Annotated in this window: 23 protein-coding genes; 10 read left to right on the top strand and 13 right to left on the bottom strand. The window is 63.3% G+C overall.

Going from position 1 to position 23,386, the window contains the following annotated elements:
- Positions 1-133 precede the first annotated feature (133 nt).
- The 7 genes from hemP to BLU15_RS22410 all read left to right on the top strand — a co-directional run bounded on the left by hemP (position 134) and on the right by BLU15_RS22410 (position 5,280).
- Positions 134-271: a hemin uptake protein HemP gene (hemP, locus tag BLU15_RS40875; RefSeq protein WP_034794249.1), complete on the top strand. Its 138-nt coding sequence runs from the start codon at positions 134-136 to the stop codon at positions 269-271.
- 10 nt (positions 272-281) lie between these two features.
- Entirely contained in the window at positions 282-1,343 is a 1,062-nt protein-coding gene (locus BLU15_RS22385) for a hemin-degrading factor (protein ID WP_162744766.1), read from the top strand.
- Positions 1,344-1,365: 22 nt separating this feature from the next.
- Positions 1,366-2,316 (top strand): heme/hemin ABC transporter substrate-binding protein, encoded by a 951-nt coding sequence (locus tag BLU15_RS22390; RefSeq protein ID WP_090298181.1) that lies wholly within the window; start codon positions 1,366-1,368, stop codon positions 2,314-2,316.
- Entirely contained in the window at positions 2,303-3,421 is a 1,119-nt protein-coding gene (locus tag BLU15_RS22395) for a FecCD family ABC transporter permease (RefSeq protein WP_090298183.1), read from the top strand. Before BLU15_RS22390 ends, BLU15_RS22395 begins: the two co-directional genes overlap by 14 nt.
- Before the next feature lie 8 nt (positions 3,422-3,429).
- On the top strand, positions 3,430-4,221 hold the full coding sequence (locus BLU15_RS22400; RefSeq protein ID WP_034794256.1) for a heme ABC transporter ATP-binding protein: 792 nt from the start codon (positions 3,430-3,432) through the stop codon (positions 4,219-4,221).
- 176 nt (positions 4,222-4,397) lie between these two features.
- Positions 4,398-4,766 carry a DUF883 family protein gene (locus tag BLU15_RS22405; protein WP_034794036.1) on the top strand — a complete coding sequence of 123 codons (369 nt, stop codon included), beginning with the start codon at positions 4,398-4,400 and terminating at the stop codon, positions 4,764-4,766.
- Positions 4,767-4,842: 76 nt separating this feature from the next.
- Positions 4,843-5,280 (top strand): hypothetical protein, encoded by a 438-nt coding sequence (locus BLU15_RS22410; RefSeq protein WP_090298186.1) that lies wholly within the window; start codon positions 4,843-4,845, stop codon positions 5,278-5,280.
- Between the two features lie 52 nt (positions 5,281-5,332).
- On the opposite strand, the gene BLU15_RS22415 is transcribed toward BLU15_RS22410, so the two are convergent.
- The 3 genes from BLU15_RS22415 to BLU15_RS22425 form a co-directional block, all read right to left on the bottom strand.
- The gene (locus tag BLU15_RS22415) at positions 5,333-6,835 is read right to left on the bottom strand and encodes a sensor histidine kinase (RefSeq protein ID WP_034794041.1); all 1,503 of its coding nucleotides are present in this window, start codon (positions 6,833-6,835) and stop codon (positions 5,333-5,335) included.
- A gap of 196 nt (positions 6,836-7,031) precedes the next feature.
- On the bottom strand, positions 7,032-7,586 hold the full coding sequence (locus BLU15_RS22420) for an RNA polymerase sigma factor (protein WP_034794051.1): 555 nt from the start codon (positions 7,584-7,586) through the stop codon (positions 7,032-7,034).
- Positions 7,587-7,594: 8 nt separating this feature from the next.
- Positions 7,595-7,789 (bottom strand): NepR family anti-sigma factor, encoded by a 195-nt coding sequence (locus tag BLU15_RS22425; protein WP_034794063.1) that lies wholly within the window; start codon positions 7,787-7,789, stop codon positions 7,595-7,597.
- A 153-nt stretch (positions 7,790-7,942) separates the two neighbouring features.
- Here BLU15_RS22425 and BLU15_RS22430 point away from each other — a divergent pair, with 153 nt between their 5' ends.
- The gene (locus BLU15_RS22430; RefSeq protein ID WP_034794073.1) at positions 7,943-8,737 is read left to right on the top strand and encodes a response regulator; all 795 of its coding nucleotides are present in this window, start codon (positions 7,943-7,945) and stop codon (positions 8,735-8,737) included.
- A 458-nt stretch (positions 8,738-9,195) separates the two neighbouring features.
- Here the strand turns inward: BLU15_RS22430 and BLU15_RS22435 are convergent, their stop codons facing one another.
- The 9 genes from BLU15_RS22435 to BLU15_RS22475 all read right to left on the bottom strand — a co-directional run bounded on the left by BLU15_RS22435 (position 9,196) and on the right by BLU15_RS22475 (position 19,225).
- Complete coding sequence (locus BLU15_RS22435; protein WP_090298189.1) at positions 9,196-10,779, bottom strand: FGGY-family carbohydrate kinase; 1,584 nt, start codon at positions 10,777-10,779, stop codon at positions 9,196-9,198.
- Between the two features lie 148 nt (positions 10,780-10,927).
- Positions 10,928-11,596 (bottom strand): HAD family hydrolase, encoded by a 669-nt coding sequence (locus tag BLU15_RS22440; protein WP_060518898.1) that lies wholly within the window; start codon positions 11,594-11,596, stop codon positions 10,928-10,930.
- Positions 11,597-11,602: 6 nt separating this feature from the next.
- Positions 11,603-13,087 carry a mannitol dehydrogenase family protein gene (locus BLU15_RS22445; RefSeq protein ID WP_090298192.1) on the bottom strand — a complete coding sequence of 495 codons (1,485 nt, stop codon included), beginning with the start codon at positions 13,085-13,087 and terminating at the stop codon, positions 11,603-11,605.
- A 40-nt stretch (positions 13,088-13,127) separates the two neighbouring features.
- Positions 13,128-13,901, bottom strand: a complete 774-nt coding sequence (locus BLU15_RS22450; RefSeq protein WP_034794082.1) for an L-iditol 2-dehydrogenase — start codon at positions 13,899-13,901, stop codon at positions 13,128-13,130.
- Positions 13,898-14,899 carry an ABC transporter ATP-binding protein gene (locus tag BLU15_RS22455; protein ID WP_034794095.1) on the bottom strand — a complete coding sequence of 334 codons (1,002 nt, stop codon included), beginning with the start codon at positions 14,897-14,899 and terminating at the stop codon, positions 13,898-13,900. The genes BLU15_RS22450 and BLU15_RS22455 overlap by 4 nt, the downstream gene beginning before the upstream one ends.
- A gap of 11 nt (positions 14,900-14,910) precedes the next feature.
- Positions 14,911-15,741 (bottom strand): carbohydrate ABC transporter permease, encoded by an 831-nt coding sequence (locus BLU15_RS22460; protein ID WP_090298195.1) that lies wholly within the window; start codon positions 15,739-15,741, stop codon positions 14,911-14,913.
- A gap of 5 nt (positions 15,742-15,746) precedes the next feature.
- Positions 15,747-16,619: a carbohydrate ABC transporter permease gene (locus BLU15_RS22465; RefSeq protein WP_090298336.1), complete on the bottom strand. Its 873-nt coding sequence runs from the start codon at positions 16,617-16,619 to the stop codon at positions 15,747-15,749.
- 142 nt (positions 16,620-16,761) lie between these two features.
- Positions 16,762-18,072: an ABC transporter substrate-binding protein gene (locus BLU15_RS22470; RefSeq protein WP_060582418.1), complete on the bottom strand. Its 1,311-nt coding sequence runs from the start codon at positions 18,070-18,072 to the stop codon at positions 16,762-16,764.
- Between the two features lie 199 nt (positions 18,073-18,271).
- Positions 18,272-19,225, bottom strand: a complete 954-nt coding sequence (locus BLU15_RS22475; protein WP_090298198.1) for a sugar-binding transcriptional regulator — start codon at positions 19,223-19,225, stop codon at positions 18,272-18,274.
- Between the two features lie 310 nt (positions 19,226-19,535).
- On the opposite strand from BLU15_RS22475, the gene BLU15_RS22480 reads away from it, so the two are divergent.
- Together BLU15_RS22480 and preA are read left to right on the top strand one after the other, a co-directional pair.
- Positions 19,536-20,897 (top strand): NAD(P)-dependent oxidoreductase, encoded by a 1,362-nt coding sequence (locus BLU15_RS22480; protein ID WP_090298201.1) that lies wholly within the window; start codon positions 19,536-19,538, stop codon positions 20,895-20,897.
- A 20-nt stretch (positions 20,898-20,917) separates the two neighbouring features.
- Positions 20,918-22,231: an NAD-dependent dihydropyrimidine dehydrogenase subunit PreA gene (gene preA, locus BLU15_RS22485; RefSeq protein ID WP_034794108.1), complete on the top strand. Its 1,314-nt coding sequence runs from the start codon at positions 20,918-20,920 to the stop codon at positions 22,229-22,231.
- A 65-nt stretch (positions 22,232-22,296) separates the two neighbouring features.
- Here the strand turns inward: preA and BLU15_RS22490 are convergent, their stop codons facing one another.
- Positions 22,297-23,319 carry a zinc-dependent alcohol dehydrogenase family protein gene (locus BLU15_RS22490; RefSeq protein WP_090298204.1) on the bottom strand — a complete coding sequence of 341 codons (1,023 nt, stop codon included), beginning with the start codon at positions 23,317-23,319 and terminating at the stop codon, positions 22,297-22,299.
- Positions 23,320-23,386: the final 67 nt, after the last annotated feature.

Here is a 23,386-nt window from a genome sequence, read left to right on the forward strand (position 1 = left end):
TGAGTAATGAAGTCAAGATAGTAATCGAATTGCACGGCGGGAAATGCGGGGAAATCAGCGCGGCCTGCCCACTCGAAACGGCCGAAACACAGTGACCAACGACAACAATCTCGCACGCCCCTCGGAGCCTCCGGTGCTGACCGGACGGGCGCAACGGATCATCGAAAGTCGCGAACTCTTCGGCACCGAAAACGAGATTCTCATTTCTCACGACGGCGCGATCTACCGCATGAAGATCACCCGCCAAGGCAAGCTGATCCTGAACAAATAGGCAGATGAAAATGACCGAGAGCCTTCGCCCCACTCCCGTTGAAATCCGCGCCTACCGCGCCGAAAACCCGAAGTTGCGCGAGCGTGATGTCGCAGCCCAGCTCGGCGTTTCCGAAGCCGCGCTGGTCGCTGCCGAATGTGGGCTGACCGCCGTGCGCATCGATGCCGACGCCAACCGCTTCCTGTCGCGGGTCGAAGAGCTCGGTGAAGTCATGGCGCTGACCCGCAACGAAAGCGCCGTCCACGAAAAGATCGGCGTCTACGAGAAGATCACCACCGGCGAGATGGCGAGCATCGTGCTTGGCGAACAGATCGACCTTCGTGTTTTCCCGAGCGCCTGGGCACACGCCTTCGCCGTGACGAAGACGGACGACAAGGGCGAAGTCCGCAAGAGCCTGCAGTTCTTCGACAAGTGGGGCAACGCCGTGCACAAGGTGCATCTGCGCGCCGCATCGAACGACGCGGCCTATGAAAAGCTCGTCGCGGATTTCCGCCTCGACGATCAGACGCAAGAGTTTGTCGCCGACACGAGCGTTCAGCCGACCGACGACAAGCCGGAAACCCTCGTCGACGTCGTCGAGCTGCGTGAGCGCTGGACGAAGATGACGGACACCCATCAGTTCCACGGCATGTTGCGCAAGCTGAAGATCGGCCGCCGCCAGGCGCTGAGCAACATCGGCGACGATTTCGCCTGGCAGCTCGACCCGCAGAGCGTCGAAGCGATGATGCAGGCAAGCGCCGAAGTCGAACTGCCGATCATGTGCTTCGTCGGCAACCGCGGCATGATTCAGATCCATTCCGGCCCGATCGCCAAGATCGCCACGATGGGCCCCTGGCTCAACGTCATGGATCCGACCTTCCACCTGCATCTGCGCACCGACCACATTGCCGAGCTCTGGGCCGTGCGCAAGCCGACAGCCGACGGCCATGTCACCTCGATCGAGGCGCTCGACGCCAAGGGCGAAATGATCATCCAGTTCTTCGGCAAGCGCAAAGAGGGCCTTGCGGAACGTCCCGAATGGCGCTCGATCGCCGAAGGCCTGCCGCGCCTCGATACGACGGTTGCCGCCTGAGCGAGAGAATAGGATACGCAAGATGATCAACGGTCTCGACTTCCGTCGCCTTCGCCGCCCGGGGCTGGCGCTCGGCGCCTTCGCCCTTTCGGCGACCTTCCTGCTGCCGGCAGTGGCACCCGATGCCCCCGCCTTCATCCGGACGGCCATGGCCGAGGACACGCAGAAGGCCGACGTCTCGCGCGTCGTTTCGGTCGGCGGCGCCGTCACCGAGATCATCTATGCGCTCGGCGAAGAAGGCCGTCTCGTCGGGCGTGATTCCACCAGCACCTATCCGGAAGCAGCAAAGACGCTTCCGGATGTCGGCTATATGCGCCAGCTCGCGCCCGAAGGCATCATTGCGGTCAATCCGAGCGCCATCGTCGCTGTCGAAGGCAGCGGCCCGCCGGAGGCGCTGGCGGTGCTGAAGGAGGCCAACATCGCCTTCACCAGCGTGCCCGAGACCTTCGACAAGGCCGGCATTCCCACCAAGATCCGCGCCGTTGGCGCTTTTCTCGGCGTCGAGGACAAGGCCGAAACGCTCGCCAAGAGCGTCGAAGCCGATCTCGATGCAGCCGTGGCGGAGGGTGCCGCGCGCGCCGACAGTGAGCGCAAGCGCGTGCTGTTCATCCTGAGCACCCAGGGCGGCAAGGTCATGGCCTCCGGTCAGGGTACCGCCGCCAACGGCATCATCGAACTCGCCGGCGCGGTGAACGCCGTCGGCACCTTCCCCGGTTACAAGGCACTCACCGACGAAGCGATCGTCGAAGCCAAGCCCGACGTCATCCTGATGATGGATCGCGGTGGCGAACACGCCGCCAAGGCGGAAGAGCTCTTCGCCATGCCGGCATTGAGCCTGACCCCTGCTGCCCAGAACAAGGCGCTGGTGCGCATGGACGGCCTGCACCTGCTCGGCTTCGGCCCGCGCACAGCAAGCGCCGTTCGCGAACTGAATGCCGCCATCTACGGGAAGAAGGCCAATGCCTCGCAGTGAGGCATTGGGCCGCGGCATGCGCCTGACCGGATTGGCCGCCGACATCCGCAACGAATGGCGTGCGGGCAACCGCTCGCGGCTGGCCCGGCTTCTCGTCGTCGCCCTCGTGGTAATCGCCATCGCCACCTTCGTCGGCTCGATCATGACCGGCGCGGCCGACGCGTCGCTCGCCAATGTCTGGCGCTGGCTGATCGGCGAGGCCGACCAGACCCTGAGCATCCGCGATCGCATCATCATTCTCGATATCCGGCTCCCTCGCGCCGTGCTCGGCATGCTCGTTGGCGCGTCGCTTGCGGTTTCCGGCGTGGTCATGCAGGGGCTCTTCCGCAATCCCTTGGCCGATCCCGGCCTCGTCGGCGTTTCCTCGGGCGCGAGTCTCGGCGCCGTGCTGCTGATCGTGCTTGGAACCGCCACCTTCGGGCCGCTGTTTGCCCTGTTCGGTTTCTACGCGCTGCCGGTAGCTGCCTTCTTCGGCGGCCTCGTCACGACGCTTTTGCTCTACCGCATTGCCACGCGCGGCGGACAGACCTCGATCGCCACCCTGCTTCTGGCCGGCATCGCGCTTGGCGCACTGACCGGCGCCGTCACGGGCGTGCTCGTCTTCATGGCCGACGACAAGCAATTGCGCGACCTCACCTTCTGGGGCCTCGGCTCACTTGCCGGCGCCAACTGGACGAAGATCCTGGCGTCGGCGCCGATCATTCTGCTTTCGCTCGCCGTCACCCCTTTTCTCGCCCGCGGCCTCAATGCGATCACGCTCGGCGAGGCGGCAGCCTTCCACATGGGCATTCCCGTCCAGCGGCTGAAGAACGTCGCGATCGTCAGCGTTGCTGCGGCGACCGGCGCGTCGGTTGCCGTCAGCGGCGGCATCGGCTTCGTCGGCATCGTCGTGCCGCATCTGCTGCGCCTCGTCATCGGTCCCGATCACCGCTACCTGCTGCCGGCCTCGGCTCTGCTCGGCGGCACGCTGTTGATCCTTGCCGACATGATCGCCCGCACCATCGTTTCCCCGGCGGAACTGCCGATCGGCATCGTCACCGCTTTTATCGGCGCACCGTTCTTCCTCTGGATCCTGCTGCGCGGCCGTTCGAACATGGGATTGTGAGCGAAGCCATGATCAACGTTTCCAATCTCTCCGTCCGCCTCGGCGGGCGACCGGTCATCCATGGCGTTTCGCTCGAGGCCCGACCCGGCGCGCTGACGGCGATCGTCGGCCCGAACGGCTGCGGCAAGACCACGACGCTGAAGGCCATTTCCGGAGAGCTTGCACCAGCAGGCGGGACGATCCGCATCAACGGCCGCGACCTGCGCGGCCTGAAGCCCTGGGAACTCGCGTCGATGCGCGGCGTGCTGCCGCAATCGACCGTCATCTCCTTCCCGTTCACGGTGCGAGAAGTGGTTCGGCTCGGGCTTGCCGCCGGCGCAAACGCCGACGCCGCCCTGCACGACCGGATCGCGGCAGAAGCGCTCGAAGCGGTCGATCTCGGCGGCTTTGCCGGGCGTTTCTATCAGGAACTGTCCGGCGGCGAGCAGCAGCGCGTGCAGCTTGCCCGCGTGCTTTGCCAGATCTCAGAACCCGTTACCGATGGCCAACCGCGTTACCTTCTGCTCGACGAGCCCGTCTCCAGCCTCGATATCCGCCACCAGCTGGGCATCATGCAGCTCGCGCGCAACTTTTGCGAACGCGGCGGCGGTGTGGTCGCCGTCATGCACGACCTCAATCTCACCGCCATGTTCGCCGACCATATGGTGATGATGAAGGCCGGCAAGGTCCGCGCCAGCGGCGCGCCGGCCGAGGTACTGACGGACGAGACGATGGAAGCGGTCTTCGGCTGCCGCATGCGGGTGGGCGTGGCTCCGCCAGCGCCGGTGCCCTTCGTGCTGCCGCAAACCGCATCGCTCTGACGCAAGCGCACGTCCGGATTCTTCCGAGAGCCAACACCAAGATTTATCGAAACAATTTCCGCACTTGCGCGTTGTTCTCCCGAAGCGCCGGCGTAGGCCTGCAGTTGTGCCCGCCGGTTTGATCAGGAAGCGCCGACCGTTCGCGGCCGGCGCATGTGTGAAAGGGAGTATTCGTCATGGCGTCAGGCCTCTTCTCCGGTTCGAGCTCGCGTTCGACAAAAAGCAACGGCAAGCTCGCCGACATCTCCATCGAGGAACAACTGGGCGAATTGCGCAATGATGTGGCGACGCTTGTCGCCCTCTTGGCCGATCGCGGATCGACGGCTTCGCAGCAGGCGCGCAGCAAGGCACAGGATGCCCGCGAACAGGCTGAAGCGGGCCTCAGCGAACTGTTGGCAAGCGGTGAAGATCTGCTGGCCGAGCTCCGTGATCGCTACGCCGGCACGGAAAAGCAGGTTCGGCACGCCGTGCGCGAACATCCTGTCGCAACCCTCGGCGCCGCCGCCCTGATCGGTCTGGCCATAGCCGCGCTTCTTCGTCGCTGAAGAAGATGCAAGCCGGTGAGGCGGATGGGTTGCGCCCATCCGCTGAGATCGAGGGGAAGATGATCGGGGGCAATTCATGGGACCATTGACGGCAGCCCTGACCGCGCTCATGAGCGCCGATATCGGCGCGGCCACTGCGCGCGTGAAACGCAATGCGATCTTATGGGGCATTATAGGATTGCTGCTTGCCACGGCCTATGTCTTCGGCCTCGCAGCCGCGTTCCTGTATCTCAGCGCACTTTACAGTCCGGTCACAGCCTCCGCCGCGATCGCGATCGCGTTTTTCGTGACCGCGCTGGTGCTGTTCGGCATCATTGCGATGCTGCAAGGACGCGACCGCCGCCTGGCCGAGGAGCGTCGCCGCCGCCGACAAGTGCAGACCAATCTGACACTGCTTGCCGCGGCGGGCATCCTGCGCAAACAGCCGCTGCTTGCGGTCGCCACCGCTCTGGCGATCGGGGCACTCGTGGGAACTGGCAAACGGCGCGAGCGGCGACGGACGACTGACGCTTAAGCAAGGTCCCAAACCAGTTACGGACTCGTCCGCCGCGATTGCGATCGACGCCTTATAGTGGCAGGCGGATCAGCGCCGTGACGCCGGCCGGCAGATATTCCACCTTGACCGAGCTGCCCAAGACCTTGTCGAGGCTCCGCTCGATCAGGATCGAGCCGAAGCCGCGCCGTTTTGGCTCGCGCACCGGCGGCCCGCCGACTTCGGTCCAGGTGAGATGCAGAACGTTGTCGCCATCCTCGATCATGTTGCGCGCCGTCAGAACCACCTTCCCCTTCGGCACCGACAGCGACCCATATTTGACGGCGTTGGTGGCAAGCTCGTGCAGAACCAGACCGAGGCCGACCGCCTGGTCAGGCCCGAGCGATATCTCGTCCTTGTGGATCTCGATCTGCTCGGCATAGCAGTTGACATGCGGCAGCAGCTGCTTGGCGATGAGGTCGGCGAGCCGGATGGTGCCCCATTCGTGATCGGAAAGCAGGCCGTGCGCTTCGGAGATCGCCTGCAATCTCCCGGCAAAGGCGGTCATGAATTCCGCCGGATCGCTGGTCTGGCGCAAGGTCTGACGGGCGAGCGACTGCAGCATCGCGAGCGTGTTCTTGACCCGGTGGTTGAGCTCCTTCAGCAACAGCCGCGTGCGCTGCACCGATGCCTGCTGATCGGTGACATCGATCGTGACGCCGATGAACGTCAACGGATTGCCCTTGCTGTCGCGATCATGCACACGGCCGCGCCCGAGCAGCCAGCGGCCGGTGTCGCCGACGCGGAACATGCCGTCGTACTCGTCGTCGGCCTTCATCGCCTGGCGTAGCTTGGAAAAAGTCGCGCCGCGATCGTCGATATGGATCGCTCCGAAGATCTCGCGGGCGCCGACGAAGCTGTCGGCCGGCAGTCCGAACATGCGTTTCATCGCGCTGTTACCGGCAATGACCCCGGAGCGGATATCCCACAACCAACTGCCGATGTTCGCTGCTTCGAGCGCCATTGCGTGGCGCTGCTCCTCGCGTGATAGTGCCGCCTCTTTCAGCGCGCGCCGGCGCGCTTCGTCCTTGATCTTGAAGAGGGAAGCGGCCAGCCCGGCGAGCCGGCTCAGCTGGTCCATCAGCGCCTGTGGCACGTCGGCGCGCGGCTTGTCGTCGAGAACGCAGACCGTGCCGACGGCCTGCCCGTCGAGCATGATCGGCGCGCCGGCATAAAATCGCAGGAACGGCGGCCCTACGACCCGCGAACGTCGCATGAACCGTGGATCAGTCGATGCGTCGAGCACGACGAGACTGGCGTCGGCTTCGGCCGCCACCTGCACGCAGAAGGACTCCTCCGACGACGCCCGGCTCTCCGTGGTTCCGACGGCCGCCTTGAACCATTGCCATTCGCGGTCGATCAAGGTCACCAGCGCAATCGGCGCGTCGAAGAGGCCGGCCGCAATTTCAACGATGCCGTCGAAGTCCCGATCCGGCACCGCCATGTCGGGCACGGTCGCGTGCAAGACGCTCAGACGTTCAGGCGCGTCGAGCAGCGTCATGACGGGCGGGTCTGTCCTTTCAGTCCTCATGCGCATTCGGTCTCAATTCCCAATCTGAGCGGCTTGGGGAGCCCTTGCAGGCTGCACCCGCATCTCGCTCGGTTCTGGGCATATCGACCCAAAATCGTCATGATTGCGCTCTGCCTCCACCACCCGCCTGCCCCTCGGGCACAGGCGTCAGTGAAAGCAGGACACCGCCGATTTTGCAACGGTGTCCGGCTCGAAACTTTCCTCAGGAAACAAAGGCGCGCGACGTGATCGGGGCCGACGTCTCGTCGGGGCCGTAGTCGTTTTCGCCCTTTACCTGAAGAATGTCCTGCAAGCGCTGGCGCGCCCGGTTGACACGGCTCTTGATCGTTCCGAGCGCGCAGCCGCAGATCGTGGCCGCTTCCTCGTAGGAAAAGCCGGAAGCGCCCACGAGGATGATCGCTTCACGCTGGTCGGGCGGCAACATCTCCAGCGCCTTGCGGAAATCCTGCAGGTCCAGCGAGCCGTATTGTTCAGGATGATGGGCGAGAGACTCGGTGAAATGTCCGTCGCTGTCCTGAACTTCGCGTCCGCGCTTGCGCATCTGGCTGTAGAGTTCGTTGCGCAGGATGGTGAAGAGCCAGGCCTTCATGTTGGTGCCCATCTCGAAGTGGTCCTGCTTCGCCCAGGCCTTCATGATCGTGTCCTGAACCAGGTCGTCGGCACGGTCGTGACGTCCGATCAGCGACATGGCGAAGGCACGCAGACTCGGCAACGCGGCCAGCATCTCACGCTTGAAATCATTCTTTTCGGATGACATTCCGGTACTTACTCCCTGCCCTGCAGCGCCGATTGCTGCTCGGCCGCGTCGAGTTTTTCCAGAAGATCGAGAAAACGCGCGGGTATCGCCTCTTCCTGCACGGACTGATAGAGCGCCTTCAGCTTCGCTGCAATTTGCGCATTTGGATCTTCTGTCCATAAGGTCGTGCCGGTGGTCCGCCCTGCCCCTGTTTTATGTTTCATTTTCAAACTGTCGCCTTCAAGTGTCGAAATCGCCAAAACTGTCCATAGCCGCCATAACGCTGTTGAAAATTGAAATGTTCCCTCGCGGAACCTTTTTTTACGCGGAGCGTTCTCGCAACGTCACCGTAAAACGATTTTCGAGGGAGTTCCTCTATGACTTTGTCCACGCGGATCGCACCGCTCCTGCCGTATCTGCGCCGCTACTCACGCGCGCTAACCGGCTCGCAGACATCAGGCGACGCCTATGTTGCCGCCGTTCTCGAAGCGCTGATCGCCGACACGTCGATTTTCCCCGAAGCAAGCAATGATCGCGTTGGCCTGTTCCGCCTGTTCACCTCGCTCTTCGGCTCCTCGTCCGTGCTCGTGCCTGAACCAGTTTCTCCGTTTGCCTGGGAGCAGCGCGCGTCGATCAATCTCGCAACCGTCTCGCCGCTTGCCCGCCAGGCATTCCTTCTGGTCTCGGTCGAAGGCTTCCGGCCGGAGGAAGCGGCCGAAGTTCTCGATGTCAGCATCGACAAGGTCGGTGGCCTGCTCGATCGCGCCTCGCAGGAAATCTCGCGCCAGGTCGCGACCGATATCATGATCATCGAGGACGAACCGCTGATCGCCATCGATATCGAGCAGATGGTCGAGAGCCTTGGCCATCGCGTCACCGGGATCGCCCGCACGCGCGACGAAGCGATCGCGCTCTACAAGAAGACACGGCCGAGCATGGTGCTTGCCGATATCCAGCTTGCCGATGGCAGCTCCGGCATCGACGCGGTCAACGACATCCTGAAGACGAGCGCCATTCCGGTGATCTTCATCACCGCCTTCCCGGAGCGGCTCCTGACCGGCGAACGGCCGGAACCGACCTTCCTGGTCACCAAGCCCTTCAACCCGGACATGGTCAAGGCGCTGATCAGCCAGGCTTTGTTCTTCAACGAATCCACCAAGGCGGCGGCCTGAGCGCGACTGCATGTTTCCCTCGACTGTAAGCAGTCGAGGGGGCATGCGCCGATCCAGATCTTGCAGCGGCCCGCGTCTTACGGCGCGTAGGCCGCTGCAGGTCGTTTCGGGGGTTGTTTGGCAAGATTGCCGGAACGTCCCGACGAGCACTCTCTGAGCTGACATCAGCAATTTCGTCACTGGACCTGCGCATTCACCGGCGGCTTCTGCCAATCTGCGCGTACCACCACACTTGGCTAGGTTTCTCGCAAAGGAAGCCCCGTGAAAACACAACAGCCAGTGCCGAGGGAAGGCACTGGCTGGTATGTGCAACTCACTCGGGGAGTGTGAGTTGTAGGCCGGCGGTCTGCCTCCGGCGCCGCATTGGGGGCTATGCGCGCCACCGTCCGGTCAACAACAGAATGCGCGACACGGAAAAAGGTTCCATGACCCCGCAACAACCTTTTCGGCAGCAGCCGTCACGCCATCTTGTCGAGCTCGTCACGGTGGCGATAGAGCGCCAGGAAGCGGCGATAGTCGCGATCATAGGCGTCGCGAACCGCCGTGTTCGGCAGGCGCTCGTGCCCACCTGACGCCATTTCGGCGCCGGCCGCGGCGAGATCCGCGTGCATGCCGCCGGCAACCGCTGCCGCCATTGCCGTTCCGAGCAGGACGGCATCCGGCGCTTCCGGCGCCACAACCCGGCAGCCGGTAACGTCACAATAGAGTTCCATGAGCAGCGCATTGCGCACGTGGCCACCGGTGACGTGTAGTGTGTCGAGTTGGTAGCCGACCTCGCGCATCATCTCCAGGATATGGCGGATGCCGAGCGCGATCGCGACGCAGGTGCGCCAGTAGAGCCGGCAGAGCGCGTCGAAGGAGGAATCAAGCGGCAGGCCGCTGATGACGCCGAGGCCATGCGGATCGGCGAGCGGCGAGCGGTTGCCGTGGAAATCCGGCAAGACATGCAGGCGATCGGCAAAGGCCGCGCCCTGCTCGGCGCGCAGTTCCTGCACCCGGGCGATGATCCGGCCATGGGTTTCAGCGGTCGGTTCGAGACCGCCGCCATGGAGCCGCACGATATGGTCGAGCAGCGCGCCGGTCGCCGATTGCCCGCCCTCGATCAGCCAGGCGCCGGGCAGCACCGCCTCGTAATAGGGGCCCCAGATGCCGAAACCCGGCTTCATGTCCTTGGAAAAGGCGACGATGCAGCTCGACGTGCCGGCAATCAGGGCCAGCTGTTTTTCGAGCTTCTCCGGCTTGCCGATGAAGCCGCCGACGACTCCGAGCGCGCCGGCATAGGCATCGATCATGCCGGGAGCTACCTGGCAGGCCTCGTCGAGGCCAAGCTCGGCGGCGGCCGCAGCGTTCAGACGGCCGACAGAGCTTCCGATCGGCAGGGTCTCTTCCGGCAGCCCGCCGCGCTCAATGAGATCCTCGAGCCCGATCTTTGCGAGATAGTCCGGCTGCCAGCCGCGCTTCTCATGCGCCAGGTAATTCCACTTGGCCGTCAGCGTGCAGCGCGAACGCGCAGCACTGCCGCTCGCCCGCCAGGAAAGATAGTCGGCAAGATCGAAGAAGAAGCCAGCCTTCTGCCATTGCTGCGGCAGATTGCGCTTCAGCCACATGAGCTTTGGCATTTCCATTTCCGGCGACATCACGCGGCCGGAGAAGTCGAGCACCGGATGGCCGGTCGCCGTGCAAAAATCCGCCTCGGCGAGCGCCCGGTGATCGAGCCAGACGATCGTGTCCCAGCGCGCCTCACCCTTGCGATTGACCGAAAGCGGCTTGCCCTCGCGGTCGCGCACCACCAGCGAGCAGGTGGCATCGAAGCCGATCGCTCCAATATCCTCCGCAGCGATCCCGGCCTTTTCCTTCGCCGCTTTGACGGCGCCGCAGACGGCGCGCCAGATATCTTCGGAATCGTGCTCCGCGTGGTTTTCTTCCGGCCGGTTCATGGCGATCGGCAGGTCGGCACGCGCAAGCAACCTGCCCTTGCCGTCAAAAATACCGGCGCGCGCACTGCCGGTACCGACATCGACCGCAACGACGAATTCACGCATCAAAGAAAGTCCCCGCCCCCAAGATCACGATGATTTAGGATCTGCCCGACCCAATCACAACCGCGATCGATTGTCATGAAGGAGAGCGGACGTGCGGGCGGAAAACCGCACACATGTTCCTCGTCCCGCTCCCGTTTCGTCCCTGCTGCTATCGGCCGACAAACTGTAGCAATTCGCCCATGTCGTCAAACAGCGCGTCGGGACTGAGAGCGGCAAGACTCTGCCGGTGCTTGTCGGTGCGCGCGTGGCTGCCGCCGGCAAAGGCAAAGACCCGCATGCCCGCCGCCTTCGCCGCTTCGATGCCGGCCGGACTGTCCTCGACGACGACGCAGTCGTGGGGATCGAAGCCCATCTGGCGGCTCGCGTGGAGAAAGAGATCCGGTGCCGGCTTGCCGTGTTTCACCATGGTGGCGGAGAAGATGTTGGGCTCGAAGAGGTCGATGAGCCCCGTGACGGTCAGCGACAGGCGGATGCGCTCGGGCTGGCTGGAAGAGGCGACGCAACAGGCGCCCTTCAGGCCTTCAACGGCGCCCCGGATGCCGGCGATCGGCTGGAGTTCGGTGCGGAAACGGTCGTAAAGCCGGAGGCGCATGCCTTCGAGAAACGCATCGTCGGTGGCAAGCCCGTATTCGTCGTGCAGGATCGCCGACATGCTCTTGAGGCTGCGTCCGAGAAAGCGTTCGGTCGCCTCCTCGGTGGTCATCGAGACGCCGGCGGCCGAGAGCACGTCCACCAGCACCTCCAGCGAGATCGGCTCGCTGTCGACGAGTACCCCGTCGCAGTCGAAGATCACCAGCCCGGACGCCGCATCCGCCATCGCATTTTATCCCTCAAGCTTGCCATCCAGATAAAGCTGGAGCGTAGCGCGCGTACCCTTTTCCCAGAGGGTTTTCAATGCATCGGCGAAACGACGTCGGAAGAGATCGGAGCGAGCGACGTCGCCGAAGATGTCGCCGAGCGCCAGGAAGGCCATGGGATCGTCCTTGGCGGCAAGCGCTGCCTTGTTCAGCCGGTCGGCGCTCTGGTCGTTGAAGACGATCGTCTTGCCGCTGTCCGACGTGCCGGCAAAGTATCGGCACCAGAGCGCTGAAACGAGCGACAGCCCGACGACATCCTCGCCGCGCGCCAGCCGATCGGCCGTCGAAGGCAGGATGAACTTCGGCTGCCGGTTGGAGCCGTCCTGGGCCAGCCGCGGGATCGTGTCGCCGATCTTCGGATTGGAAAAGCGCGTCTCGATCAGCTTGTAATAGTCGCCAAGATCGGTGTTCGGCACCGGCGGAATGACCGGGATGATCTCGTCATGCTCCAGCTTGGCAAGGAAGGCGCGGATCAGCGGCTCCTCCATCGCCTCGTGGACAAAATGAATGTCGAGCAAGGCGGCGGGATAGGCGATCGCCGCATGGCCGCCATTGAGAATGCGGATCTTCATGTGCTCATAGGGCGCCACGTCAGGCACGAACTGGACGCCAACCTTCTCCAGGGCCGGGCGACCGAGCGGGAAGTGATCTTCGAGCACCCACTGCTTGAATTCCTCGCAGAACACCGGCCAGGCATCCTCGATGCCGTAGTCGTCGGCGACGATGCCGATCTCGCGCGCACCGGTTGCCGGCGTGATCCGGTCGACCATGCCGTTCGGGAAGGCGACATTGGCGTCGATCCAGTCGGCAAAGGCGGGATCATGGAGACGGGCCAGCCCCGAAACCGCCGCATGGGTAACCTCGCCGTTGCCCGGGATGTTGTCGCAGGACATCACGGTGAACGGCGGCACGTTTTTGCCGCGGCGCGCCTTCAGCCCGGCAACGATCAGCCCGAACACCGTCTTCGGAGCCGCCGGGTTCTGCGCATCGGCAACGATATCGGGGTGGGTCGGGTTGAACACACCCGAGGCCGGATCGATGAAATAGCCGCCTTCAGTGATGGTCAGCGAGACGATGCGGATCGAGGGATCGGCGAGCCTGGCAACGATCCCGGCGACGTCGCCCGGTTCCAGATAGTCGATCATTGCGCCTGTGACATGGGCGCCTGTGCGGTTGTTGTCCTGCTCGACGACGGTCGTCAGGAAATCCTGCGCCGCGAGCTTGGCCCGCATCGTTGCGTCGGAGGGAAGGACGCCTGCACCGATGATCGCCCAGTCCCTGTCGTGGCCGGCGTTGAAGAGATCGTCGAGATAGACGGCCTGGTGCGCCCGGTGGAAGTTGCCGACGCCGAAATGCACGATGCCCGCCGTCAGTTGCGACCGATCGTAGGCAGGCACGCCGGCTTTGGCCTTGATCGTGTCGAGGGCGGCAATTGAGAGTTTGGTCTTCATGATCCCGTATCCTTTCGAGGCTTCACCGACTGGCGCCGGTTCAGCTCATCCAATTGCCGCCATCGACGTTGTAGGTCTGCGAGACGACGTAGTCGCTCTCGGCTGACGCGAGGAAGATCGCCATGCCCGTCAGGTCCTCTGCCGTTCCCATCCGGCCGAAGGGCACCTCGGCGCCAACGAGCTTCTTCTTTTCGCCGCGCGGGCGGTTCTCGTATTTGGCAAACAGCGCATCGACGCCGTCCCAGTGTTCGCCATCGACCACGCCGGGCGCGATCGCGTTGACGTTGATGCCGTGCTTGATGAGGCCGAGGCCGGCCGACTGGGTGAGACTGATGACCGCCGCCTTGGTGGCGCAATAGACGGCGACCAGCGCCTCGCCGCGCCTGCCTGCCTGGCTTGCCATGTTGATGATCTTGCCGCCCCTGCCCTGATCGATCATCTGCCTGGCTGCGGCCTGCATCGTGAACAGCGTGCCCGATACGTTGATCGCAAACAGCCGGTCGTAGCTCTGACGGCTGATCTCGACGATCGGCGCAAGGTCGAAGAGCGCGGCATTGTTGACGAGGATGTCGAGCCCACCCGCTTGCCGGACGACGGCGGCGATCGCCTCGTCGATCGACGCCTGTTGGGTCACGTCCATCTCCACCGCATAGGCGCCGGCGCCGATCTCGGACGCTGTCTCACGCGCCCGCTCGATGTTGATGTCGGCGATTGCGACCGTGGCGCCCTCGCGGATATAGGCCTCCGCGAAGGCACGACCGATCCCTCGCGCAGATCCGGTGATCAGCGCGCTCTTCCCGTCGAGCCTCTTCATCGAACCGCCAGCCCCTTTTCGTCGAACCTGTGGACGCGCTGCGGATCGGGCGTCAGGAAGACCCGGTCACCATGGGTCACGGCGAAATCGCCGCTGACCCGCGCCGTCACCGTGCCGACATTGTCGACATTGACGTGCAGGAAGGTGTCGGAACCGAGATGCTCGGCAACACCGACCGTGCCCTGCCAGGTTCCGCTTTCCTTCGAAAGCGCCAGATGTTCAGGCCGAATGCCCATCGTGTGCGCCTGATAGGCGGAAGCCGCCGCACCGCTGACGATGTTCATGCGCGGCGAGCCGATGAAGCCGGCGACGAACAGGTTGTCCGGCTTGTGGTAGAGGTCGAGCGGCGAGCCGACCTGCTCGATGCGACCACGATTGAGCACCACGATCTTGTCGGCCATGGTCATCGCCTCCACCTGGTCGTGGGTGACGTAGATCATCGTCGTCTTCAGGTCCTGGTGCAGTTGGCTGATTTCAAGCCGCATGTTGACGCGCAGCGCCGCGTCGAGGTTCGACAGCGGCTCGTCGAACAGGAACGCCTTCGGCTGGCGCACGATCGCTCGGCCGATCGCGACGCGCTGGCGCTGGCCGCCCGAAAGCTGACGCGGCTTGCGGTCGAGATAGTCGGTGAGGTTCAACACGCGGGCTGCATCCGACACCTTCTTGTCGATGACGGCCTTGTCCTCGCCCGCCATTTTCAGGGGAAAGGCGATGTTGGAACGCACGCTCATATGCGGATAGAGCGCATAGGACTGGAACACCATCGACAGGCCGCGCTGTGCCGGTGGCAGTTCGGTGGCGTTCTTGCCGTCGATGACGATGTCGCCGTCACTGACGTCTTCGAGGCCGGCAATCAGCCGGAGCAGCGTCGACTTCCCGCAACCGGACGGTCCGACGAAGACGACGAACTCGCCATTGTTGATGTCGAGGTCGATCGAGGGGATGACGGCATGGGCGCCGAAGACCTTCGAAACCTTGCTGAGTGTAATGCTTCCCATTGTCGTATCCCTTATTTGACCGCGCCGAAGGTGAGGCCGCGTACGAGCCGCTTCTGCGAGAACCAGCCGAGTATGAGGATGGGGGCGATCGCCATGGTCGAGGCGGCCGAGAGCTTGGCGTAGAACAGGCCTTCAGGGCTCGAATAGGAGGCGATGAACGCCGTCAGCGGTGCTGCCTTGGCGGCACTGAGGTTGAGCGTCCAGAACGCCTCGTTCCAGGCGAGGATGATGTTCAAGAGCAGCGTCGAGGCGATGCCCGGGATCGCCATCGGCGTCAGCACATAGATGATCTCCTTGGAGAGCGATGCACCGTCCATGCGCGCGGCCTCCAGGATCTCGCCGGGGATTTCCTTGAAGTAGGTGTAAAGCATCCAGATGATGATCGGCAGGTTGATCAGCGTCAGCACGATCACGAGGCCGGTGCGGGTGTCGAGCAGGCCGGTGTTGCGGAACAACAGATACATCGGCACCAGCACACCGACCGACGGCATCATCTTGGTGGAGAGCATCCACATGAGCACGTCCTTGGTGCGCTTGGTCGGCGAGAACGCCATCGCCCAGGCGGACGGGATGGCGATGATCAGGCCGATCAGTGTCGAGCCGAAGGAGACGACGACCGAGTTCATGAAGTGCAGGAAGTAGTTCGAGCGGCTTTGCACCTCGTGATAGTTCTCCGTCGTCCAGTCGAAGAAGAACAGCGACGGCGGCGATGCGATCGCCTCGGCCTCGGTCTTGAAGCTCGTCAGGAACGTCCAGAGGATCGGGAAGAAGATGAGGATGCCGATCGTCCAGGCGACAACGGTCACGACGATCTTTCTTTGGGTGGAGACGTTGCGTGCCATGGTTCTCAAGCCTCCAGCGTCTTGCCGATCATGCGCATCAGGAAGAATGCGACGATGTTGGCGAGGATGACCGCGATGATGCCGCCGGCCGAAGCACCGCCCACGTCGAACTGCAGCAGGGCCTGCGCATAGACGAGGAAAGTCAGGTTGGTGCTCTGCGTGCCCGGGCCGCCATTGGTGGTGACCAGAATTTCGGCAAAGACCGAGAGCAGGAAGATCGTCTGAATGAGGATGACGACGGTGATCGCGCGAGAAAGATGCGGCAACACCAGGTAGATGAAGCGGCTCAAGGCGCCGGCGCCGTCCATCTGCGCGGCTTCCTTCTGCTCCTCGTCGAGCGACTGCAGTGCCGTCAGCAGGATCAGCGTCGCAAAGGGCAGCCACTGCCAGGCGACGATCAGGATCACCGACATCAGGGGTGCGTTGGCGAGAAAGTCGAAAGGCTGCAGCCCGAAGAGCTTGGCGATCCAGGCAAAGAGCCCATTGACCGGGTTCATGAACATGTTCTTCCAGACGAGTGCCGCGACTGTCGGCATGATCAGGAACGGCGCGATGACCAGAATGCGCACGATCCCCTGCCCGAACATCGGCTGGTCCAGCAGAAGCGCCAGCGCGATGCCGCCGATGACAGTGATGAACAACACGCCGAGCACGATCGCCAGCGTGTTGAAGAGCGCCTGGAAGAAAGCGGGATCGGTCAGGAAGTAGCTGTAGTTGGAAAAGCCCGCGAACTCCTCCATCCCCGGCATCAGAAGATTGTAGCGCAGGAACGAGAAGTAGATCGTCAGGGCCAGCGGAACGATCATCCAGGCCAGAAGCAGAAGCACCGAAGGCGCAATCATCAGACGCGCGGCGGAGCGGGTGTGCAAGGTCGCCATGGCGTCCCCCCAAATGACGGAATTCAACGCTGTTTCGAGATCGGGTCGGGCGGCGCGTTTTTCCGCGCGAGCCCTGCGGCTACCTTCGGGATTTACCGGGGTGCCAGCCATTTGCGGCCAGCACCCCGGGCCCTTGGGAGCCTTACTTGATGTAACCGGCCTTGGTCATTTCGCGTTCGGTCAGCTTCTGGGCGCTGGCAAGCGCGTCGTCGACGCTCATCTGGCCGGCAAGAGCCGCCGAGAACTGCTGGCCGACCGCCGTGCCGAGACCCTGGAATTCCGGGATCGCCACGAACTGCACGCCGACATAGGGAACCGGCTTGACCGCCGGGTTCTTCGGGTCGGCCGCGTTGATCGAGTCGAGCGTCATCTTCGCGAAGGGTGCTGCCTTCTGGTACTCGGGGTTGGCGTAGAGCGAGGTGCGCGTGCCCGGAGGAACGTTCGCCCAGCCTTCCTTGTCTGCCACGAGCTTCAGATAGTCCTTGCCGGTTGCCCAGGAGATGAACTTCTCGGCCGAGGCGACCTTCTGTGAGCCCGCGGGGATCGCAAGGTTCCAGGCCCAGAGCCAGTTGCCGCGTTTGCCGAGGCCGGTGTCCGGCGCGAGCGCGAAGCCGACCTTATCGGCAACGGTCGATTCCTTCGGGTTGGTGACGAAGGAAGCGGCCACGGTCGCGTCGATCCACATGCCGCACTTGCCGGTCTGGAACAGCGACAGGTTCTCGTTGAAGCCGTTGGAGGATGCGCCGGGCGGTCCGGCGTCGTTCATCAGCTTGACGTAGAAGTCGAGCGCGTTCTTCCATTCGGGCTGGTCGAACTGCGGCTTCCAGTTCTCGTCGAACCAGCGGGCGCCAAAGGCGTTCGCGGTCGCCGTCAGGAAGGCCATGTTCTCGCCCCAGCCGGCCTTGCCGCGCAGGCAGATGCCGTAGACTTCGGCGTTCTTGTCTGTGATCTTACGTGCCGCGTCGGCGATGAAGTCCCAGGTCGGCGCGTCGGGCATGGTCAGCCCGGCCTTCTCGAACAGGTCCTTGCGGTACATCACCATCGAGCTTTCGCCGTAGAAGGGTGCCGCATAGAGCTTGCCGTCGATGGTGAGGCCGGAGCGGATCGCCGGCAAGAGGTCGTCGACATCGTAGTCGGCGCCGAGATTGTCGAGCGGCAGCAGCCAGCCCTGCTTCGCCCAGATCGGCACTTCATAGGTGCCGATCGTCATGATGTCGTACTGGCCGCCCTTGGTGGCGATATCGGTCGTCACGCGCTGGCGCAGCACGTTTTCCTCAAGCGTTACCCACTCGAGCTGAATGTCCGGATTCTTGGACGTGAAATCTTCCGTCAGCTTCTGCATCCGGATCATGTCGCCGTTGTTCACGGTCGCGATCGTCAGGGTTTCTGCTTGGGCCAGACCCGACAGTGCGACTGCCGAGCACGTGCCCAGCAGGAAAGTTCTCAAGTTCATCGACTTCCTCCCAGAAGAAATTGAGCATTTGCCTCGCTCATGGGCAATTACTCACTTCTCATGACGAATTGTCAATGCGCATTCGTTGCTGCGGCGCACACAGAAACATTAGAAGATTGTTTTGATTGCCGATTTTTTCGTTTCGCAAATGCGAAAGGCCGGCGCTGGGGCCGGCCTTTTCAATCGTTTCGCATAACGATCATGCGTTGAGCAGATAGATCGCCGTCGCCTCATCGGTGATAAGGCCGTTGATAATGCCGCCCTTTACGGCCGCCCGCAGCGCCTCATATTTGCGCTGCCCCTTGGCAAGTCCGATGACAGACGCCCGGTCGCGCGGCGGCAAGGGAACGGAGGCGACGCGCTCGTTGAAGCTGCCCGAGAGCAACGCGCCATCATGATCGAACATCCAGCCGCAGATCTCGCCCGCGGCACCCGCCTTGGCCAGACCGGCCATCTCGTCCTGGGCGAGGAACCCGTCCTGGCAGAGCGGCGCATCAGGTCCCAGTTCGCCGACGCCGACGAAGGCGACATTGGCTTCGGCGCCGAGCTTCAGAGCCACCTGCACCAGGCTCTGGCTGTGCAGCACCTCCCGCTCCTCGGCCGAAGCGGCGAGCACCGGCAGCGGCATCGGAAAATGCCGGGCCTTGACCGCATCGGCCATGCTGAAGATGACGTTGTAATAGGCGGCCGAACCGTCGAGGCCGATATTGCCCGTGAGCGACACGATGCGGTGCTGCGGACATTCCATCGGCGGCAACTGATCGACCGCCGCCTTCAGCGTGCGCCCGGTACCGATCGCCAGTACCTGCGGCTCGGACGATTTCAGCCAGCGCTCGATCTCGGCGGCCCCGGCTTCCGCGATGCCAACGGTCGTCGAGGTCGAACCGGGATCGCTCGGCACCACTTCCACATGTTTCAGTCCGTACCTGTCGCGAAGACCTGCGGCCGCCTCGAGGCAGGCGGCAATCGGATGGTCAAGCCGAACCTTGATCAGCCGCTCGGACATGGCGAGCGAAACCAACCGCTGCGCCGACTGGCGCGAGATTCCCATGACGGTGGCGATCTCATCCTGGGTGCGGCCAGCGACATAGTATAGCCAGCCCGCCCGGGCAGCATCGTCAAGCCTGTTGTTCGCCTCGCCCCTGCGTGCCATCGCTGTTCTCCATCCCCCCGATCACGATACTTTTGGATCCTGTCGATCCAAAAGTATCGTGATCGATCCTCATAAGCAGAGCGGGGTGCGGGCGGAAAACCGCGCACACTTTTCCTCACCCCGCTCTGATCTGCTGCCACTATTGCCCCGCCCTGTCAAACATCGGCCAAGAACAAGGGCTTGGCAGGTCTGCCGCAAGTCCCGGGATCACAAGGCTTTTCGACCGTTTCGACCTTAAATTTTTACCGTTTGATAAAAAAATAAAGCGTGTTACCGTTCCATCATCCTGAGAAAACATTGGGAGCCAAAAATGGGAACGACACAATCTGGGATCCTCGGCGGCCGCCTGCCGCTCGGGGAGTACGAGAGCAATTTCTCCGACCTGCATCCACCGCTCGACAAGCACGAGGCCCTCGTCGCTTCCGACCGCTGTTATTTCTGTCATGACGCGCCGTGCATGACGGCCTGTCCCACCTCCATCGATATCCCGCTGTTCATTCGGCAGATATCGACCGGCAACCCGATCGGATCGGCCAAGACGATCTTCGATCAGAACATCCTGGGCGGCATGTGCGCCCGCGTCTGTCCCACCGAAACGCTGTGCGAACAGGCTTGCGTTCGCAACACCGCCGAGGAGCGCCCGGTCGAGATCGGCCGCCTGCAGCGCTATGCGACCGACGTGGCGATGAAAGAGAACAAGCAGTTCTACACCCGTGCTGAAACCTCCGGCCGCAAGATCGCCGTCGTCGGCGCCGGCCCGGCCGGCCTTGCTGCTGCCCATCGGTTGGCCGTCAAGGGCCACGACGTCGTGATCTACGATGCCCGGCCGAAGTCCGGCGGCCTCAATGAGTACGGCATTGCCGCCTACAAGTCGGTCGACGACTTCGCGCAGAAGGAAGTCGACTACGTGCTGGCGATCGGCGGCATCGAAGTGCGCCAGGGCCAGGCGATCGGCCGCGATTTCACCCTCGCCGACCTCTCGGAACAGTATGACGCCGTCTTCCTCGGCCTCGGCCTTGCGGGCGTGAACGCGCTGCGTCTCGAAGGCGAAAGTGCCGAAGGCGTTGACGATGCCGTCGACTTCATCGCCGCCCTTCGCCAGTCGAAGACCAAGGCCGATATCCCGGTCGGCCGTCGCGTCGTCGTCCTCGGTGGCGGCATGACCGCAATCGATGCGGCGGTGCAGGCAAAGCTGCTCGGCGCGGAAGAAGTGACGATCTGTTATCGCCGCGGCAAGGAGCACATGAACGCCTCCGAGTTCGAGCAGGACCTGGCGGCCTCCAAGGGAGTCACCATCCGCCACTGGCTGCAGCCGAAGCGCATTGCCGAAAAGGATGGCAAGGTCGCCGGCATCGAGCTGGAATACACCACGCTCGAAGACGGAAAGCTGACGGCGACCGGCGAAACCGGTATCATTGCCGCCGACCAGATCTTCAAGGCGATCGGCCAGAGCTTCCTCGGAGCAGGCCTCGGCGCGCTGCAACTCGAAGGCGGCCGGATCATCGCGGACGCCGAGGGGCGCACGTCGCTGCCCAACGTCTGGGCCGGTGGCGACTGCGTGCTCGGCGGTGAAGACCTCACGGTCTCGGCCGTCGCCATGGGCCGCGACGCGGCTGAATCGATCAATCGGGCCTTCGCCGCGGCAGCGCCGCGCGCGAGCGCAGTTGCCTAAGGGATCGGGAGGAGAAACCAATGGCTGATCTTCGCAACAATTTTGTCGGCATCAAATCCCCGAACCCGTTCTGGCTGGCATCCGCCCCACCGACGGACAAAGCTTACAACGTCGAGCGCGCCTTCAAGGCGGGCTGGGGCGGCGTCGTCTGGAAGACGCTCGGCGAGGAAGGCCCGCCGGTCGTCAACGTCAACGGCCCGCGCTACGGAGCGATCTGGGGCGCCGACCGCCGGCTGCTCGGGCTGAACAACATTGAGCTCATCACCGACCGCGACCTCTATGTGAACCTGCGCGAAATGAAGCAGGTGAAGATGAACTGGCCGGATCGCGCCCTGATCGCTTCGATCATGGTGCCCTGCGAGGAAGAGGCGTGGAAGGCGATCCTGCCGCTGGTCGAGGAAACCGGCGCCGACGGCATTGAACTCAACTTCGGCTGTCCGCACGGCATGTCCGAACGTGGCATGGGTGCTGCGGTCGGCCAGGTGCCGGAATACATCGAGATGGTCGTGCGCTGGTGCAAACAGTACACGCGCATGCCTGTCATCACCAAATTGACGCCCAATATCACCGACATCCGCAAGCCCGCCCGCGCCGCCAAGGCCGGCGGCACCGACGCGGTGTCGTTGATCAACACGATCAATTCGATCGTCTCGGTCGACCTCGACAACTTCGCCCCCAACCCGACGGTCGGCGGCAAGGGCACCCACGGCGGCTATTGCGGCCCGGCGGTGAAGCCGATCGCGCTCAATATGGTCGCCGAGATCGCTCGCGATCCGGAAACCTACGGCCTGCCGATCTCCGGCATCGGCGGCATCACCACCTGGCGCGACGCGGCCGAGTTCCTGGCACTTGGCGCCGGCAACGTCCAGGTCTGCACCGCAGCCATGACCTATGGCTTCAAGATCGTCCAGGAAATGATCTCGGGCCTCTCCGACTGGATGGACGCCAAGGGTCACCGCAACCTCGATGATATCACCGGACGCGCGGTCCCGAACGTTACCGACTGGCAGTATCTGAACCTCAACTACATCGCCAAGGCGAAGATCGACCAGGATGCCTGCATCAAGTGCGGTCGCTGCCACATCGCCTGCGAGGATACCTCGCACCAGGCGATCACGCAGTTCGTCAACGGCGTACGTCACTTCGAGGTAATGGAAGACGAGTGCGTTGGCTGCAATCTCTGCGTCAACGTCTGTCCCGTCGAAAACTGCATCACCATGGAAGAACTGCCGGCCGGCACGCTCGACCAGCGCACCGGCAAGCCGGTCGATCCAAACTACGCCAACTGGACGACCCATCCGAACAACCCGATGGCCCGCCAGGCCGCTGAGTAGCGGATCTCGTCACTTCATCGAAACGCCGCCGGACCACAAATCCGGCGGCGTTTTCTCATGTGCCCTCAGAACTCGACGACGACCTTGCCGAACGGGCCGCGGTCGAGATGCGCCAAAGCCTCGCGGAACTGTTCGAACGAATAGCGCGCATCGATGACTGGCTTGATCGCGGTCCGGTCGATCGCCACGGTGAAATCCTCGAGTGCCCGGCGATGGGCAACGCCAATGCCCTGGATGACCGGCGATTTCAGCAGGACCGGCGTGACCGGCGCCGAGATCTCCGCGCCCTCGAACACCCCGATCACCGATATCCGTCCCTGCACGGCAACCGCCTGCAGCGACTTGCCAAGATTGGTACCACCCGCCATCTCCAGAATATGATCGGCGCCGTGATCGCCGGTAATCTCAAGAACCCGCTCCGCCCAATCCTCTTTTACGCGGTTGATGCCATGGTCGGCGCCCAGAGCAAGCGCGCGCTCGAGCTTTTCCTGGCTGGCCGACGTGACGATGACCTCGGCGCCATGCGCCTTGGCGATCTGCAACCCGAACAGCGATACGCCGCCGGTGCCCTGCACGACGACGCGGTCGCCGGCCTTGGGATGCCCCTTCTCGACCAGGGCGAACCAGGCCGTCACCCCGGCACAGGGCAAGGTGCTCGCCTCGCCGTCGTCGAGGCTCTCGGGTGCTGCGACGAACCAGTCCTCAGGGAAAGCGACATATTGCGACGCGACACCCGGGTTCAGGCCGCCAAGGGCAAACGACGTTGGGTGACGAGCCGTTCCCGGCTTTTGACCGTCGATCCAGGTCGGATCGAAAACGGAGATGACCCGATCGCCGGGCTGGAAACGGGACACGCCCCGGCCGACCGCTTCGACCACACCGGCCATGTCGGAGCCCGGCACGAAGGGGAAGGATAACGGCATGCCCATGCCGTTATCCAGGACCAGCTTGTCACGAAAATTGAGTGACACGGCCGTCGTGCGAACCAGCACCTCACCTGGGCCCGGCTCCGGAACACGGCGCTCGGTAATTTTGAGGTTTTCGGCTCCAAGCGCGTCGATCGTCCATTCCTTCATCAGTCTTGCCATGGTCCGTTCCTTTCACTGGATTGATCTGATGGAGGAAGCATAGAGTTGAATTTACCTCTCCAGTTGC

Source organism: Ensifer sp. YR511 (genome assembly GCF_900103045.1).
GTDB classification, from domain to species: Bacteria; Pseudomonadota; Alphaproteobacteria; order Rhizobiales; family Rhizobiaceae; genus Ensifer; species Ensifer adhaerens.